We start from the raw sequence: 17,138 nt of genomic DNA on the forward strand, positions 1-17,138 counted from the left end.
CTCAATTCATTCATTTTATGGTATAATATGTCCAACAAATGCCACAAAATTGAAAGCGGGTGGAAAAATGACCATGATTCCCAAAAAACACAGACAGTTACTGTTCCCCTTATTCGTCATGGTTTTCCTCCTACCTTTCGTCTACCATGCTCCCGCAATCGGCACAGTTCATGAAAATGCATCTACAGATACACACGATTTAGGTATGTATTATGAAATTTTGAGGGATTCTACGAATTCCATTACAATTGAAGATTTGATTGAAGGCACTTATAATTCTTCCTTCACACCCAGTACCGAAAAATACTTATCTTTCTTACATACAGATGATACGATCTGGCTGAAATTAAATGCAGACGACCTCATAACAGATCACGAACAGATGCATTGGTTGGAATACAACGACAAAATTGAATTCCTTACAGTTTATGCTGTGAATGAAGACGGATCCTACGAGTCCTATGAAAGTGGCCTGTTCAACTTACAGAACCAGCCTTTTCCCTATCCTTCCCTACTTTTCCCTATAGACGGCCCTGAGGTAAAAGAACTCTATTTGCAGCTGAACGGCCAACTGCCTTTGACCATTTTCACTAAACTGTATTCCAATAACAGTTTCATAGAGAACGTTCTTTCTTACAAATTTTATTCGGGTACTTTTTATGGTTTTCTACTCGCTTTGGCTCTGTACAACCTATTCCTATTCTTTTCTTTCAGAGAACGATCTTATTTATACTACACACTCTATATGTTCAGCTTTATGCTCTACCAGGCCACTATGAATTCATTCGACGTCCAGCTGTTCGGGCACATTGCCTCTCCTTGGCTGCTGACAAAAACACTTGGCTTCAGCTGTAATCTGATGATTGTCGCCATGATTTTATTCGGCAAGGAATTTTTGGAAATCAAACACCATCTGCCAAGAAGCAATCGGGTGCTGAATATCGCAATTGGGCTAGCCTTTTTATCGACAATCGCTTTATTTGCAGGTGTTGGCCAATACTTTACGGATCTATTCATTACAACTATGGCTCTGTTCGTCCTAGTTTTCCTCTGGATTTCAGGTTTACGACTCTTGTTGAAAGGCCATAAATCCGCTCGATTTTATCTGTTAGGCTGGAGCTTTTTACTCTTCTCCATGATGATTCAAGCATTGGTCATGCTCGGATTTATGCCACTGTCACTCGCAGTTTTTGAAGAAATACCTGCGTACAGCGCAATGTTTGAAGCTTTGATTCTCTCGTTTGCTTTGGCGGATAAGATTACCTTGATTATGAAAGACAATCGACGAACCCAAGCCGAGTTAAATGAAACACTTGAAAACAAAGTACTGGAGCGGACAGAACAACTCAAAAAAATCCAGGTGGAGCTGGAGCATCTGGCAAACACAGATCGCCTTACAAAAATACCGAACCGCATGCTGCTGGACCATGTAATGGAAAGCGAGTTCAAGCGCTCTCAAATAGAAGGAATTCCTTTATCCATCATACTGATCGATCTCGATTATTTTAAAAACGTCAACGATACGTTCGGTCATCAAGTCGGCGATTCTGTATTGGTGGAAACTGCGAAGCTCTTTCAAGCATCCGTCCGCGACTCCGATACGATTGGACGCTGGGGCGGTGAAGAATTTCTCGTCATATGCCCTTCGACAACTTTGGAAGATGCTTTACGACTTGCCGAAAAAATCCGAACAACACTGGCAGATCATCCTTTCGAGGAAGTAGGTCATAAAACCGCAAGCTTCGGAGTCGCTTCCCAAATATCGAGTGATACGCTACGCTCCCTCATATCGCGAAGTGACAAAGCCCTATATGCCGCAAAAGAGAACGGCAGAAATCGTGTCGAGTTCATCAAGATTGGGCAGGGCGAAGAAACTTTACAGTCTGAATCCGATCCACTTCTTCGTAAATAGTAGAGTGATGCTCAATCAAGGACGCAAAAACAGCCAAGCAACCGTGGAAGACCCGGTGCTTGGCTGTTTTTTATTTGGAAGACCATATACCCAATATTTGAAATCTCGTTCTATTGCTTTTTAAAATACCATTTACTATCCGGTCGATCACGTGGTGTCATATTGATGATAAAATACCCAACAATTAAAATGAGAATGACAAAGGAATAAATTAATGTGTGAGTGGGATGATCATGATCCACAATGACTAATCGTACCATCGCAGTGATGCCGATATAAATGAAATAACGAAGCGGGAAATGATATTCTTCTTCAAAATACTTAACAATCATCGCGATAAATTCAAAATATAAAAAGAAGATTAGAATATTCGCCAAGTAAGCATTATAGTCCGTCTGATCACCAACTAACAAAAGACGCCCAAAGACAAATAATTCTTTAATTAATACAACAGACAAAATAAGTGCGAGAATAACGAGCATAATATTCAAAAAGATTTGTAAGGCTTTAGGAAAGACATGTAAAGCATGTGCATACTTTTTCTTCAGCATAGGAGCTCCCCCTTTCGATGGTATAAGTAAATGTCTTTATCATTATACCGTACCTCACTCTTTTAAGAATATCGGTCAGCTCTCACATTTTTAAACTTCGATTGCGCGAATGTCTTTCCTTTTGATGGTGATGTCCTCCCTTTCATGGGATGTCCGCTCTTTTCTCAGGTTTGTCCGCTCTTGCTGTCCGGATGTCATCTCTTTTGATGAAGATGTCCTCCCTTTCATGGGATGTCCGCTCTTTTCTCAGGTTTGTCCTCTCTTGTTGTTCGGATGTCATCTCTCTTGATAGAGATGTCCTCCCTTTCATGGGATGTCCGCTCTTTTCTCAGGTTTGTCCTCCCTTGTTGTCCGGATGTCATCTCTTTTGATGATGATGTCCTCTCTTTCATGGGATGTCCGCTCTTTTCTCAGGTTTGTCCTCTCTTGCTGTTCGGATCTCATCTCTTTTGATGATGATGTCCTCCCTTTCATGGGATGTCCGCTCTTTTCTCAGGTTTGTCCTCTCTTGTTGTCCGGATGTCATCTCTTTTGATGATGATGTCCTCCCATGCCGTCCGGATGTCTTCTCTTTTGATAAAGATGTCCTCCCTTTCATGGGATGTCCGCTCTTTTCTCAGGTTTGTCCTCTCTTGTTGTCCGGATGTCCTCCCTTGCCGTCCGGATGTCATCTCTTTTGATGAAGATGTCCTCCCTTCCACGGGATGTCCTCTCTATTCCCAGGTTTGTCCTCCCTTGCCGTCCGAATGTCATCTCTTTTGATAAAGATGTCCTCTCTCTCTCATCAAATGTCGAGTACCCATCCAACAAAAAAAGCCCCCCAGCCAATCACTCGGCTGGAAGACTTTCATTTACATCCACTTACCTTACTTCAACTCACTCAATAACTCACCAAGTTTTCCAACACTCTCTGTTTCATCCATCACCGTTGTATTCAGTAACTTAATTTGTCTTTCGAGTGCGCCTTTTAATGTTTCAATTTCTGTGGAAACATCGGCATCCGCTTGCTCACTTTTCGCTTTCAATGAATGAATCGTATCGAATAAGTCTTCGTGGTCGACGATTCTTCCTTCGCCCCACATGAGTTTTTCTTTAGGTGCTTTTAGTACGTAATCTGTGAAGTATGTGAAGACTTCTTTATCGAAGTCATATGCGTACCAGTTGTTATCGATTGCGTATAAATGCTCGTCTAACGGAGTAGTGATATCGCCTTTGCTTAATGCTTCAATCGATGCAGCTAAATTTTCGATGTTGTTTTGTGCATGTTCATGCGGGAAAATCTGTTCGTCTTCCCATGTTAAACGTACAAATTGATCCTCCGCATACTTGAATGCAGCGAGCAATCCGCTGTTCAATTCTCGGCTTTCCTCATACAATTTCTGAGCAGCGTCTGTATCTCCTTTTGAAAGAGCAGCTGAATAATCTGCATTCACCTGAGCTACGTTTCCATTTACCTCTTTAGTAATCGCAAGAACTCGATCGATTTCTGCAATTAATTCATCCGAAGAAACACCTGCTTCTTCAAATACAGTTGCGTCTACTTCCTCTTTCAACGCGTTCAAACGCATCGTGAAATCAAGTGGAACGACTGCAGTTGTATCGTAATGCATCGTCAACAGTCCATATAAATTCAAGTGGAACTGAAGTGCATGTGCATTGAACGCATCTTCACTATCGAACTGGGAATGATAATGCGAGTGCATGAATTCACTGTCCTGGAAATCATTCCGAAGTGCTGGAACACCAGCGATTCCAAACGAAAAGTCATCCGACCATGTACGAAGTGGAGATACAACTGAAATTCCGTCATTATACACTTCAGACAGCCGTGGTACATCTTTCGCAAACTCTGTCAAATAACTGTTCAATTCATAAACCGAACGAATCTCATCTTGCGTTGTATGTTCATACGCCGGCATCTCAAAGTTCATATTCGCAAATGCTTTTCCTACCCATTCAGGATGGATGTTGAAGATTTGGTTGTATGCCCCTGTCGACCAATCGTACCGGGTGTTCGAAACGCCCCATTCTTCCGCCGCGAGCGCGTTAAATATAATAGTTTTTTCAGGTTGATATCCACTGTCAATCAAACCTTTTGCAACGCCCATCATAAGACCGATTGCCGCGTTGTCGTCTTGAAATCCAGCAAAATACGAATCATAATGGCCCGATAAAATAATATACGATTCCGGATCTTTCCCAATGATTTTACCGTAGTAATTATACGTTTTTCCATCCATTGTCACAGTCGATTTTGCATCGAACTTCACTGTCAACGAATTTCCATTGGCTTCAAGTGCTTCTTTCAAACCCTTTGCATCTGTTTGCGACATCGAAAATGCGGGTGCGTCATCCGGTCCACAAATGTCTTGTGCATTGAGAGCATCAGGATCCACTTCACCATAACCCGCTTCTTGTACGGTAATGACTCCAGCTGCTCCTTTTACATGTGCCTGATAAGCCGGATAATTGACCCACCATTCTTCACGCTGATTAATATCGACTAAAACGAGTTTACCTTCGATATCCAGTCCTTCTAAATCAGCCGCAGTTCCCTTACCCGCGTAGATTACCTCAAGTTCTTTTACGCCTTCCGTATCAAAATTCACTTGATACGCACCGAGGACAGCTAAATGTTCTTCACCGTTCGCATCTGTAAACGTGAGATCCGCTTTTTCAAACTCCCACGTATCTACCGTGAACTCATCTTTTGTCACTTCGACAAGGCCAATTTTCTTCATTTCTTCACCGATGTGTTCACCGGTTTCTATTTCTGCAACCGATCCTGCAGTGCGGAATCCAAGCTTCTCATTCGACTTGAATTGTTCCAAACTCTTTGCGAATTCGAAAGCATATTCCACATCAACCGCAGAAAGGTAATTTTCTTTTTCATCTACTAAAGGAACAACTTTTACATCCTCCACTTTCTCTTTCTTCACTTCAGTGGCTTCTTCTTTTTGCGTACATCCTGCTAATGAAATGCCGATTACCATCGACAAAATCAAGGTTTTCATAAGTCTTTTCATTGATCACAGTCCTATTCTCTTTTTTACTCCAACTAGCTAATTAAACGATATAAATGAACAATTAGCAATACTTATTTTCAACTAACTTTATGGAGGGACAGATGAATAGATGGAGTATCTACATTAATCAAAAAAAGTACAAACAATTGTGTGTAATTAGTTTGAAACAAAATTGGGTCTGGGAACTACATTTTTCATCAAACTCCCAATTATAAACGGTGGAAGTACAGATTTTTAGTGTGAAGCATGTTCTTCACCCCATTAATAAGGTAATTCCTATAGGGCGAAATCTCTATGGGGCTTTTTTTATATTGGTATCTGTGTAAGAAACAACAAAAAATATATAGGCACCTAAAATTAAATACAAAAAACTCCTTGCCCATTCGCTTGGAATGAATAAGGAGCTTTCTAGTTTTATAACGCTGATTCTGGAATCGTTTCGGGTAAAGGTTCAGGTACCACCGAGGGTTCCGTTTCTGCATCTGGTTCAGATGGTAACACTGGTTGTGTACCCGCTTCAGGTACCGGTGTTGTATCTGGTTTTGCTTCCGCCTCCGGTACCGCAATTGGCTTCGTAGGAGTGATTTTTTTCTCCAAGTCTTTGATTGCTTGATTATGCTTCGCATCTAGGTCTGCGATGATTGCCTCTTTTTCTTCGGTAAGATCGGTTTCCATATTCTCTATTAAAGCAGCGGCATATTCTTGTAGTGCAGCCGTCCGTATCCGTTTTTCATTTTCGGTAAAAGCTGCTAACTCTTCTTCTGCCCGTTGTTTTTCTCCCTGTAAAGCGATTTTCAGTTCGCCCATAAGTCGATCCTTTTCCGCAGTAATTACATTGGCTATCTCATGCTCAGATGCCGTCCTTTTGGCTCCAAACCAATTTATTAATGAACTCTCAGCATCTTGTCCAGCAAAAGCATTATCCATTCCACTTCCTAGACCAATCATTAACAGAAGAGAGCCGAGTAATAGACCTATCTTTTTAAAACTGTTGCTCAATATAGGTACACCTCCATTTAAAACAATAAGGACCTCACTGGATGAGGTCCTTATTGGGTATTAGTACTTATTTATTAATGCCATTTACCAAATCCTGCATTGCCTTTTCAGCAGCAATTTGAAGTGCTTTTGCTGTCATTGTGATAATTTTTTCCTGATCTTTTACTAAAGCATTTTTCATAGTAGTAATTTTAGTACGAAGCTCAATGATTTTCGCATCTATTAAACCTTTAATTTCAGTAACCGTTAAACCTGTTTCTTTATCCAATTGACCTTGAAGTTGTTCTTTCGCCTCATTGATTGTATCTTCCAGATCTTTAATGGCTTGAGCAGTTACTGCATTCACATCAGTTTCAACTTTTTCTTTCGCAGTTTTTCCTGCATCCCCCGTATATTTCCCTAAATCACCTTTTGCATATTTAATGGCATCTACACCAGCCTGATTAATTAAACCGCTAGCAAAGGTTGATAAGCTATCAAACTGACCGGACAGATACGTGTTGATATGTGCTTGTTCTTCTTTTATTGCATCTATGTGTTCACGGCTCTTAGCATCAATATTACCACTTGCTACGCCAGCTACGAATTCACCTTTTTCATTAATGCTATCTGTTGCATCTGATTTCAGTCCGTTATATTCAGCTACTAATCCCGGGACTTTACTACCCGCGTAAGTTGCAACTTCGGTTTCTATTGAAGCAGATGCCTTTCCAAACTGCACATCATACCACGCTTTCAAGTTCGTTCCTGCGTCAGTTGCACCAAACGCTACCCCAGTTCCTGCTACAAGTCCAAATACCAATGTTCCTGCTACTAGTTTCCCTTTAAGTGTTTTGATCATTTAAATATCCCCTTTTATCATATTGGTTTGTATGAGTGCTTAATCGCTGAATACGTCTTCTATCATCTGTTCAAAATCTTTATCAATTTGTGCATTTATGTTCAGCTTGTCCACGTAATCATCGAAGTTTACGTTTTCAAGTTCGGTAACTGTAGCATTCAGACTACTGATCGTTTCAGCTCGATACTTTTCGATGCCAGACTCCGCCTCTTTCACCTTGATGTCGCGGAAACTTGTCAATGCGTCTTCAATGCTTTTTTTTGTTTCCTCCACTAAAAGATTGACCTCTTTGAAGACCAATACCATGCCGGTTGCAGAAGTTGCCCCCAATTTTTCACTCTCTGTCTGAAATGCTTTCTTATACCAGTCCGAAAGATTTTGCCCCGAGTTTCCACTTGCGTAAATTGTTCCTGCACTTATTAAGAATGAAAACAGTAGAATAATTCCTAGAACTTTTTTCATTACGAACACCTCTTTAGTAATTTTCAAACCTTTTATAAAAGAATCTCCTCCAGTACTTTTCGGTTTTATAACGTTTTGTAACTTCTCTTAGTATAGGTTCCATTCCATTCGCAAACATCACTCTTTAGTGTACTCTTCAGTGTTCGTTGGTCTACCATGACCTTACACTTTCGTACCATGTCCATTATTCTATTGAATGAATCCATGTATAAATACCCCCGTGATGGGTCGGGGAACAATTATTGATAATCTATTTCTTTCTGAAAAGATAGGAATAGAATTACTAAAAAACAGGCAACGTTCAGATATAAATCTGAACGTTGCCTGTTTTAATAAATTAGTATCGTTAGTGTAAGGAACCAGGCTTTATAGAACAATCACTTTCATACACAGTTCTCTAATGACTAGAACGAAAGCACTACAAATGGTGGTACATACAAATTCAAACACCTTTATAAATTTCTTTAAAGACTAATTACTTCTTTTACTGGGATTTTCACAGTCGCGTTTGTGCTTTTCAGAGTAATGATCATCAACCGTACATCAATATCTTCTATGATACCTTGGTGTTCTGTTATTTTTCCGGACTTCCAAGTTTTGATAAGCGTTTCGCATTTACTTTTATAAGCGATATCAATTTCTTGTTGGATTAATTGAAGATCGAAATCATTGAGCTCTGGTCGGTCAATGTATTCATCTTCATCCATCCAATCGCGAAGTTTCACGATATGTTCTGGCAACATCATCGCAGTCCATTTAATACTTCCACGGTCTTTGTTGTTTTTCAACATTAAATCACCATGCTTTCTTTCCGGATGAGGGGAACAAGTGCCAAGACGTTATCGATTGTAAAGGTTCGTTTTGATTGTCGTAGAAAACAATACGCTCGAAATGAATGTTCACCGACCTGCAGCACATTAATTCGCCTTTTACTTATAGAACCGTCTTTCGCCATGTACATCATATCCAGAGATTGTTTATACTCCAAAGATTTGATTAGCTGATTACGCACACCCGTTCCCTCCCTTACTATTCATTATACAGAATACACGTTCGCATTACAAGCGAATTAAAAAGGCAAGAACCAATTGTATTTACATACAAGTTCAACACGTTTTTCAGCATTTGCTTAATAAATATGTACTTGTATTGTCGGAATGGTTTCGTGCAAAAGCATCTAAAATTAAAAATTGAACTTTATCCACAAAACACTCAAATGCACCTAGTATTTTAGAATCATTGTGAGATAATAGTACTTATATCAATAGATTTATTATTCAAAATAGAATGATATGTAGAGGATGTATATGATGAATGACAATCTCAAAATCGAATTGCCCGAAGAAGGACCCGAACACTATCAAGTTCACAATGTGTTACATAGTTCCAATAGTGACGGGCCGAGCGTACTCATCCTAATTCATGATTTGTCTGCGGTTGCTGAAGGCTATATTGTGAGGGTGTATTCGTCGAGACAGGAAAATGATGAAGAGATTTTTGACCACGACCTTGCGGCATTTGCTCTTCCAACTTATGAGTCTGCAGTCTCATTCGCAAACCGGCTTCCTAAACTAACCGCAATCGAGCTGTTAATGATGCAAAGAGAACATGATTTTGAATCGACGCACTGGAGTCCTATCCTTCTCAATTAAAGTTCGTCTTTTTCCAGTGAATTTGTACGTTAAAATCAACGAATGAGTAAAGAAAAAAATACATACAAATCCCATGTGTTCTTCAGCATATATCTGATAAAAAACATGATTTTTGTGTATTGTAAGGACACTTTCAAGTAATCGCAAAAAAAATGGACTTTCAAGGAATAACTCTTGAAAGTCCATTTTCATTACTTTTTAATCACGATGAATGTTCCTGTTGGTTTTGTTTCGAATTCGACGTTGCCTTTTTTCGCTTTAGCTTTTAGTGTTTTATTCGTGCTAAGGTCTAGTACTTCTACTTTGGCATTTTTCGCGAGTTGCGAATCGTCGATTTGGATTGTAATTGTAATTTCTTCTTTAAGTGTTGTTACGCTTTGCTTCGACTCTCCGAATCCTTTGTAGATTGAGATTGAGATTTCTTCAGAAAGTGCTTCTGCGTGTGTCGCGCTTACTGCTTTACCTAGGATAATTGTTACGTTTCCGCCTGTTTTGTTAAACAACTCTTTTGCAGCGTCATCTTCAAATTCGATTGTTGTACCGTTCGAAGTGAAGAGGAGCGCTTTTTTCGATTTCACAATTTGAGATAGTACTGTTTCGCTGAACTCGATTGCAATTTCTTTGTCGTATGTCGGTACAGAAATTATGATTTGTTTTGCTTTTTTATCGTTAATAAATGCCGCAACATCAGCTTCAGAGATAACAACTTTTTGCATATTTGGCTCAACGATTGCTGTCACCGTTGTTGTGAATTTTGGATGTGTGACTGTAATTATTGTTTCTCCTGCTGCAACTGCTGTCACCGTCGAACCTTCAACAGTAGCAATTGTATCGTCTGATGAAGCGAATGTTGCTTCTGCTGTAACGTCTTTTTCTTCTATTGTGCCATCCGTTTTTGTTGTTATTTCAGTTACTTTTAGCTGTGCTGTTTCACCGACTTTAAGTGAAAGTTCTTCGTGATCAACCTTGTATTCAATGGATGTGCCGTCTGATTCTAAGAGTTGCTGGGCTTTATTGCCACCCGCATCAATGTATTTCACATTGACGGTAGCGCCTTTATTCAACGCACCTGTATCAAATGCAAATGTCCCGTCTGGCTCCAATGTGATGTCGCCTGTTTTTGTAACAACTTCATTTTCAAGTACTTCGTATGTTGCTTTGAGTTTTGTGTTAAGTGCGTAATCTAAACCGTATTTCTCTAATTCGATGTTGTAGTCAATGTATTTATCAACCACTTTACCTGTTACTTTTGTGCCTTCCAGTGTTCCTTCGATCTTGCCTGCTGTAGACTTAACGACGACTGGCCCGACATATCCACCGACAGTTGCAGGGTTTCCAGAAACAGTTTTACCTGAGAAATCGATTGTGTATAATCCATCAGGAATATCCGTTATCTTTGCTCCTGTAGTCCACGGGGTGTACTTGCCAGCCACGTTTAGTGTGTAAGAACCTGCTGCAAGAGATGAACCTGCATGAAGATAGCCGATGTAGCCGTCAGCAAATTCTCCACCTGCCGGATTCATGATATCCCAAAGTTCAATATAGTTCGTCGTAACGCCTCCCGTTAATGTGAAAGACAGGAGAGCTGAGTCTTTAACGCCATCTCCATTAAATGAAAGATCTGTTTCAGTGATTTTGAAGTCTTTGAATTCAACCGCTGCCGCCCCACCGAAATCAGCTGCAAATGGTAATGAAATCTCGGTTTCTCCACCTGTAATATGGATGTATCCAAGGAATTCATCTCCCGTTTTCACGTTAGCATTTTTGGATGCTGTCAGCGTGACAGTCAATAGCTCTTCGCCAGCCAAATTAAAGGATGGCTTATCAATTGTCAGTGTTGCGTCTCCGAATGCTTTTTTGACATCGACTGAAACAGCATAAGATCCGCCTGTTCCTTTCATGTCTTTTACTCGAATTTGCTTTGTCACTGTTACGTTATTTGCGAGTGATTGAGGACCAAATGTTACTGTCCCTTTAAGGTTTTCAACTACTACCCCATTGTTGTTCGCTGTATCAATTGCATATGCCAGCGCACTTGGATGCGCTGCTGCATATGCATCAACTCGTCCAGCTCCTTGTGAGAAGACGTCATACTTAGCTGTATCCAACAGTTTTGCCGTGTTAGAAAGTGCGACTTTAACGTCGAAAGCGTTCCAACTAGGATTCGCCTGTTTAACGAGTGCTGCAATTCCTGCGATATGCGGTGTTGCCATAGAAGTTCCTGTGAATCGGTCATACGATTGGTCGTATTTCGCATCTGGGAAATCCGCTCCGTATTGAGGAATGGATGACATTATGTTCGTTCCAGGTGCACTAACGTCTGGTTTGATGTCAAAGTTCGGTGTGGAAGGTCCACGTGAACTTGAATCATTGACTTCATCGCCAGTTGTTGACGCTGATGCAAACGATCCGAAACTAATTGTTGCTTGTTCAGTTTGAAGCGTTGCGCGAATTTCAGTTGCATCCGTAACGGACATATCAAATGTTGGGATGAATTCAAATGAATCGCCTAAGAATGTGCCTGATTCTCCCGGAGCGTTAGACCCTCCAGCGAAATTGTGAATAATTGTTGCAATTGCACCGTTTTCCTTAGCAAATGCGATTTTATCCACAAAGGCAATTTCTCCTCGTGAAATCAATGCAACTTTGCCCGCAACGTCGATGCCGGTATAATCTGTTGCTTTACCGTTTCCTGGTACTGCGACTAGTTCGAATTCACCTTGAAGCCCAGTTTCAAGATTTTTTCCGAATGTTGTTGCCATAAGATTTAATTGTTTAGCATACTGATAACTTCCTGCTGCGATTGTTACTTTACCGTTGTGTTTCACTTCTGGATTCGTTGTATTACCAACCGCGATACCAAGTCTAGCAGTCGATGGAGTTCCCATTGTTCCGCGTTTTGGTCCAGAGTTACCTGTTGCGATTGCTGCAATTGTTCCTGCAAGCATTGCGTTATTAATAGCGAATGAACCGCCATCTGTTTCAGAGTTTGCGCCGCCACCTAGTGATAGGTTGATAACGTCCATCTTTTCAATTACCGCTGTATCAATTGCTTTGATAATTCCTGAAGTAGATCCACTGCCGTAAGCACCTAATACGCGATACGAGTAAAGATCAACTTTTGGAGCAATTCCTTTGATACCGTATGGATTATTGCCTATTGCAGCAATTGTTCCTGCTACATGCGTACCGTGTGAAGTGTAGAAAGCGCTTCCATTACTGTTGAATTCAGGACGATTTGCTGGACGATCGAGTGGTGATGTTTCAGATCCGTCATTGTCAGCGCGTGGTCGTGCATAATCGCTCCCAATATGTGGTACAAAGTTTTTACCGCCTTTGTAATTTCCCGCAAATTCAGGATGGCTTGCATCAATTCCTGTATCAAGAACTGCGACTTTGATACCTTGTCCTTCAAATCCTTCTCTCCAAAGTTTCTCAATTCCTAAGAATGAAATACTTGTATTCATCTTCGCTTCGATTTCATCTGTTTTGATAAGATCGGATTTAGTATTTTCTACACTTTCCAATTCTTTGTTCTTCATCTCAAATGACTTTGTAGGCTTTGGCTCTTGAAAAGCATGTACTTCTGTATCTGGTTCTACTAACGTAACACCAGTTATTTTTAATAGTTTAGGAATATCATCTGCTTTGACTGTTACTGCAAAACCGTTGAGTACTGTATCGAATGAGTACCCTGCCTTAAAACTAATCTTTTTAATTGTCATTTCCTTTTTAGACATTGACTGCTGAGCTTTTACTTTCGCCCGAACTGTTGACTCTTGGGCTGCAGTGAAGTTTTTGCCCGCAAGTTTCGCAATGCCTTTTTGGAGCGCTACAGATTTTTCGGATAAATGCACGATAACTGCTACTTGCTGATTACCTGAGACGCTTTGTAGGTCCCCGTGCAACCTGGCCTCTCCGCCCAACAATTCTAGTTGTTCAGCGATAGCTGCTTTTTGTTGCATAATGCTTTCGTCAATGTGATTCGGTTTGAACTGTGAAACTAGTTCTTCATTTGCCGCAGACGCGATTGGCGATAACAATGAAAGGACCATTGCAAAAGCAAGGAATGCACTGAAAAACTTCATCGATCGATTCCTCTTCAAATTCCATCTCCCCTTTGCTCACTCATTTCACACTAATTGAAGTAGTGCAACAATATGAAGATAGCATATAAAAACTATAATTGTAATAAGATATTAATGAGAATTTAGTAGTTTTATGCTGTTCAAGTAAAAATCATTCAAAGGGTTGTCCTTGCTATCCTTTAAAATAGGCCTTAAGAGTATTGGTGTATGTTGGTAACGGATAAATGTACCCATTTTCTTTTGTACTCGTTTCTACTTATCTTTGTTTATAGATTTTATTGAGACAAATGAATACTCCTATATGCTTTGAAAATCCGGTACCTGTGGTCAAAAATAGCTCCTTCAAGTACTGCGTTAAAGGCAGTACTTGAAGGAGCTATTTTTTTGGAATCTTTATTCGTGCTGCGCCAATAGAATATGTACGTTTAGATTCTCATTATGTTCTCCGAGTGTTATAGCTCTCATTTGTTTCAGCTACTGCCATTTGGTTTTGAGTTGCATGTGTTCTGTACACACGCCTGCCGATTAGTTTATAAGCTTTACTAACTCTGGAATCAAATGAAGCCTTGCTGATGTCGATAATGAACGAACTTCCATCGCGGAAAGTCACTTTCGTTTCTTGCTTACTTACTTCGATATAATCCTTGATTTGATGGAGTGCAAACCATATGCAGTCCTCTTTTTGCGGTGATTTACTAGGGAACCAACACTGCGGTTCTTTTTCATTGAAAAGGACGGGATACATATTGCCACGGCCCAAAATCATTCGAGCACCATCACCTGCGCCTCTTAAACTAGAACCGTAATACTTTAAATTATGGTCGATTAGTTTTGTAGGTCCTAATTCAACAATTCTTTCTTTAGTTGAAATTCGAATCATTGTAAATAATATACCTTTTTCATATATAGGTAATAAAACAGTCGCACCGTATTCAAGTATCAAGCTATCACAGTAAGTCACTTCTCCAACTCCCCTATTTTATTTCTGTCATTTCTTTGGATTAGGGAGTATACTAACGGTACGTTGGTATACTCCAACTGATTTCCTCGGGTCCTTATTGTCTACCAGGACAGACCCGGGGATCTTTTTTTGTTCAATAGTACCACCCACTCACCCCCTTAGGCGAAGTTATAGGCTTTATAATTCCCACTCCTTTTTTGGTCACCCACAGTATTAAATACCTAAATAACCACATACTATTAAACTAATAAAAATTACAAATATTGTATATTAATTATGTAAATGTACTTACTTAATATTATATCTATATTAATATCATATGTCCACAAAAATCCTAATTTTCCAACAATTTAAATGTTTTTTGATAAAAATCATTTGTGAATACTTTAAAACCATCACTATTGGGCTCAATAGTGATGGTTTTAACTGTCCAAACCGCTTGTATTGCGCTCCATTCCATCCAAAGCACGATTGGATTCGGCATTCCCGATAACTTACGATGAAAGCACCCGGGAATAAAAGAATCGTGCACGGTCGAAAGGGCCGCAGTTGTGAATACGTTTGAAGAGGTTTTGAAACAGTACGAACCGATGATATCCGCATCCATCCGCACTCTCAATATTTACCGTGACCAGGAAAGTTTTAGACAAACAGGAAGAGTTGCTTTATGGCAAGCATGGACTCGTTTTGATACAGAGAAAGGAAATTTCACACCATTCGCCTACAGAAGCATTCGCGGAGCCATGTTGGATGAATTAAAAAAGGAAAACATATTTGATACGAACACAACCCAAATGGACAATGAAGTCCTAGAAGAGTTGATCACAGTCGCAGAACCAGTCGAAATTGAGTGGTCTGATGCGCTAAACGAAGCACTTGAAACACTGACAGCAGCTGAACAAGAGCTCACTCACTGGATCTTTGTGGAGGGGTTGTCCTTGGGTGATTGCGCAAAGAGGGTATCCATTTCGCTTCCCGGCATTAAAAAACGCAGGCAGAAAATGCTGAAGAAGTTGCGGGAGGTGTTGGTGAGGTAAGCTGAAGGGACAAACAATTAGAGGGTACGAGAATCAGATTAAAATAAAAAGCCATTGGAATGATACTGTTCCAATGGCTCTTTTTGAGTATCTGTGCATGAAAAAGTAACAACCAATTGCATATTCATGCATTTCCAACTCTTTTTTCATCAAATACCGAATAAATATGTAATTTTAGTATATTGTCTCAATATTTCCATGTACAGGTACCTAACACTATTTTTCAAACTGAAAGTAGATGTATCTTTAGAACCGCATCTATTGTATTATTATAATGGTTATATACTGAATAGAAGGTAAACAAAAGGAGATATTTTTAAAACCATTAAGACTACATTGAAATTGAGGTGCGTTGAAACTTTAAATAATTCATTGATATGCATATTTACAAGCGATACAATGTCTCACAATTATGATTTCATTAAAACTAAAGCGGGTTAAAAAGCATCTGAAACAGGAGGAACATTATGGGCGTCTTACTTATTTTGGTTATTGCAGCAACAGTCTACATAGCGGTCAAAAAGAATAGAAATCCAATATTATGGCTGATTGGTGGTATTCTTTTACCACCGGTAGCAATCCTAATAATTTTATTCTTAAAACCTTTGGAAAGTATTTCTGAAGAAAGTGAACAGGAGACTCCCACTAACGAACAATTCAGTATGAAGAATTTTGATAAGTTTACAATTAACAGAGAATGGTTTAAGAAATATCAATCATACTTTATAGTCCTTATTGTAACTGCACTATTTACAGCAGCAGGTGCTAGTTATAAAATGGTACAACTTGCAATTGCCCAAGAACTTAGCGGAACAAATGAAGTAACAGATGAAATGATTAAACTTCTTTTAATGCAACAGCTTGGCGGGAAGGAACTGGATTTACAGGTTATTGCCGGCGTGGCAGAACTATTACATTACCGTTCTGGTTCATCTGGTTGGATTTTAGAAGGAATATTAATAGATTTAACGATAAAAAATGCTCTATTATTTGGTTTTATAGGTTTAATTATGTCACTTGTTTTCATTTTCAAAGAAAAGATTAATATAAATGCGAAGTACACTTCCAGGGTTGTTGCTATGAAAGCATATATTCTTTCTAACAAGAAACAAGTCTTACTATCCATCGGAATTGTTTTGCTGGCCGGTTATGCTACGGGCCTGACGGGCTATTACGGAAAACAGTTTTTTATAAACAATAATTCCGACGAATATTATAATAATAAGTTCAGTAAACAAATTGGCGAAAAAAACTTTGCTCAAATAGAACCCTATGTCCGTTCATTCTTAAATAGCGAGTACTATATTATTGATGGAACAACCCTGTATGAAGCTGAATTGACCAGAAAGAAAACAAAATGGCTGGGGTATTTTTTGGCAGTGGCATTCTTGCTTTATCGAAGAAAACAGAAAACCGCGTGGAAATTCGATGAAAGCAACTATACGGTATCCGCACCAAACTCATCTTCGTAAGTGTCAAATCGTGTACAGATTGTTTGTTTCAATAGAAAATGCCCTTCCAGCGAAAGCTTGAAGGGCATTTTCTATTTCTTCATTGGAATATAGCAATTGACTGCTAGTTTCTATCAATTAGAATGTGACTGATATCA

The 17,138-nt window shown here is 39.5% G+C and carries 14 protein-coding genes; 4 read left to right on the forward strand and 10 right to left on the reverse strand.

All coding sequences use genetic code 11. From position 1 onward, the window contains the following. The first annotated feature begins 73 nt into the window (after positions 1 to 73). Positions 74 to 1,912 (forward strand): sensor domain-containing diguanylate cyclase, encoded by a 1,839-nt coding sequence (locus tag ACFSFY_RS14245; RefSeq protein ID WP_381539146.1) that lies wholly within the window; start codon positions 74 to 76, stop codon positions 1,910 to 1,912. A gap of 110 nt (positions 1,913 to 2,022) precedes the next feature. Here the strand turns inward: ACFSFY_RS14245 and psiE are convergent, their stop codons facing one another. The 8 genes from psiE to ACFSFY_RS14285 all read right to left on the reverse strand — a co-directional run bounded on the left by psiE (position 2,023) and on the right by ACFSFY_RS14285 (position 8,803). Beyond that, positions 2,023 to 2,463 carry a phosphate-starvation-inducible protein PsiE gene (psiE, locus tag ACFSFY_RS14250; RefSeq protein WP_381539147.1) on the reverse strand — a complete coding sequence of 147 codons (441 nt, stop codon included), beginning with the start codon at positions 2,461 to 2,463 and terminating at the stop codon, positions 2,023 to 2,025. Positions 2,464 to 3,057: 594 nt separating this feature from the next. Further along, positions 3,058 to 3,270, reverse strand: coding sequence for a hypothetical protein (locus ACFSFY_RS14255; RefSeq protein ID WP_381539149.1), 213 nt, complete (start codon positions 3,268 to 3,270; stop codon positions 3,058 to 3,060). A gap of 59 nt (positions 3,271 to 3,329) precedes the next feature. Then, a complete protein-coding gene (locus ACFSFY_RS14260; RefSeq protein WP_381539150.1) occupies positions 3,330 to 5,489 on the reverse strand; it encodes a M28 family peptidase in 2,160 nt (719 codons plus the stop codon). Positions 5,490 to 5,903: 414 nt separating this feature from the next. Continuing rightward, positions 5,904 to 6,488, reverse strand: a complete 585-nt coding sequence (locus tag ACFSFY_RS14265) for a hypothetical protein (protein ID WP_381539152.1) — start codon at positions 6,486 to 6,488, stop codon at positions 5,904 to 5,906. Positions 6,489 to 6,555: 67 nt separating this feature from the next. After that, positions 6,556 to 7,329 carry a hypothetical protein gene (locus tag ACFSFY_RS14270; RefSeq protein WP_381539154.1) on the reverse strand — a complete coding sequence of 258 codons (774 nt, stop codon included), beginning with the start codon at positions 7,327 to 7,329 and terminating at the stop codon, positions 6,556 to 6,558. Between the two features lie 39 nt (positions 7,330 to 7,368). After that, positions 7,369 to 7,791: a hypothetical protein gene (locus ACFSFY_RS14275; RefSeq protein WP_381539156.1), complete on the reverse strand. Its 423-nt coding sequence runs from the start codon at positions 7,789 to 7,791 to the stop codon at positions 7,369 to 7,371. Between the two features lie 464 nt (positions 7,792 to 8,255). Beyond that, entirely contained in the window at positions 8,256 to 8,579 is a 324-nt protein-coding gene (locus ACFSFY_RS14280) for a YolD-like family protein (RefSeq protein ID WP_381539158.1), read from the reverse strand. A gap of 2 nt (positions 8,580 to 8,581) precedes the next feature. Further along, the gene (locus ACFSFY_RS14285) at positions 8,582 to 8,803 is read right to left on the reverse strand and encodes a transcriptional regulator (protein WP_381539160.1); all 222 of its coding nucleotides are present in this window, start codon (positions 8,801 to 8,803) and stop codon (positions 8,582 to 8,584) included. Positions 8,804 to 9,101: 298 nt separating this feature from the next. Here ACFSFY_RS14285 and ACFSFY_RS14290 point away from each other — a divergent pair, with 298 nt between their 5' ends. Then, a complete protein-coding gene (locus tag ACFSFY_RS14290) occupies positions 9,102 to 9,443 on the forward strand; it encodes a hypothetical protein (protein ID WP_381539162.1) in 342 nt (113 codons plus the stop codon). Between the two features lie 191 nt (positions 9,444 to 9,634). Here the strand turns inward: ACFSFY_RS14290 and ACFSFY_RS14295 are convergent, their stop codons facing one another. Both ACFSFY_RS14295 and ACFSFY_RS14300 read right to left on the reverse strand, forming a co-directional pair. Further along, positions 9,635 to 13,549 carry a S8 family serine peptidase gene (locus ACFSFY_RS14295; protein WP_381539164.1) on the reverse strand — a complete coding sequence of 1,305 codons (3,915 nt, stop codon included), beginning with the start codon at positions 13,547 to 13,549 and terminating at the stop codon, positions 9,635 to 9,637. A gap of 418 nt (positions 13,550 to 13,967) precedes the next feature. Then, a complete protein-coding gene (locus tag ACFSFY_RS14300) occupies positions 13,968 to 14,492 on the reverse strand; it encodes a competence protein ComK (RefSeq protein WP_381539166.1) in 525 nt (174 codons plus the stop codon). 551 nt (positions 14,493 to 15,043) lie between these two features. Between ACFSFY_RS14300 and ACFSFY_RS14305 the strand changes: the two genes are divergently transcribed. Further along, a complete protein-coding gene (locus ACFSFY_RS14305; protein ID WP_381539168.1) occupies positions 15,044 to 15,529 on the forward strand; it encodes a sigma-70 family RNA polymerase sigma factor in 486 nt (161 codons plus the stop codon). Positions 15,530 to 15,996: 467 nt separating this feature from the next. After that, entirely contained in the window at positions 15,997 to 17,001 is a 1,005-nt protein-coding gene (locus tag ACFSFY_RS14310; protein WP_381539170.1) for a hypothetical protein, read from the forward strand. Positions 17,002 to 17,138 lie beyond the last annotated feature (137 nt).

It is taken from the genome of Sporosarcina siberiensis (assembly GCF_042681925.1).
Classification (GTDB): Bacteria; Bacillota; Bacilli; order Bacillales_A; family Planococcaceae; genus Sporosarcina; species Sporosarcina siberiensis.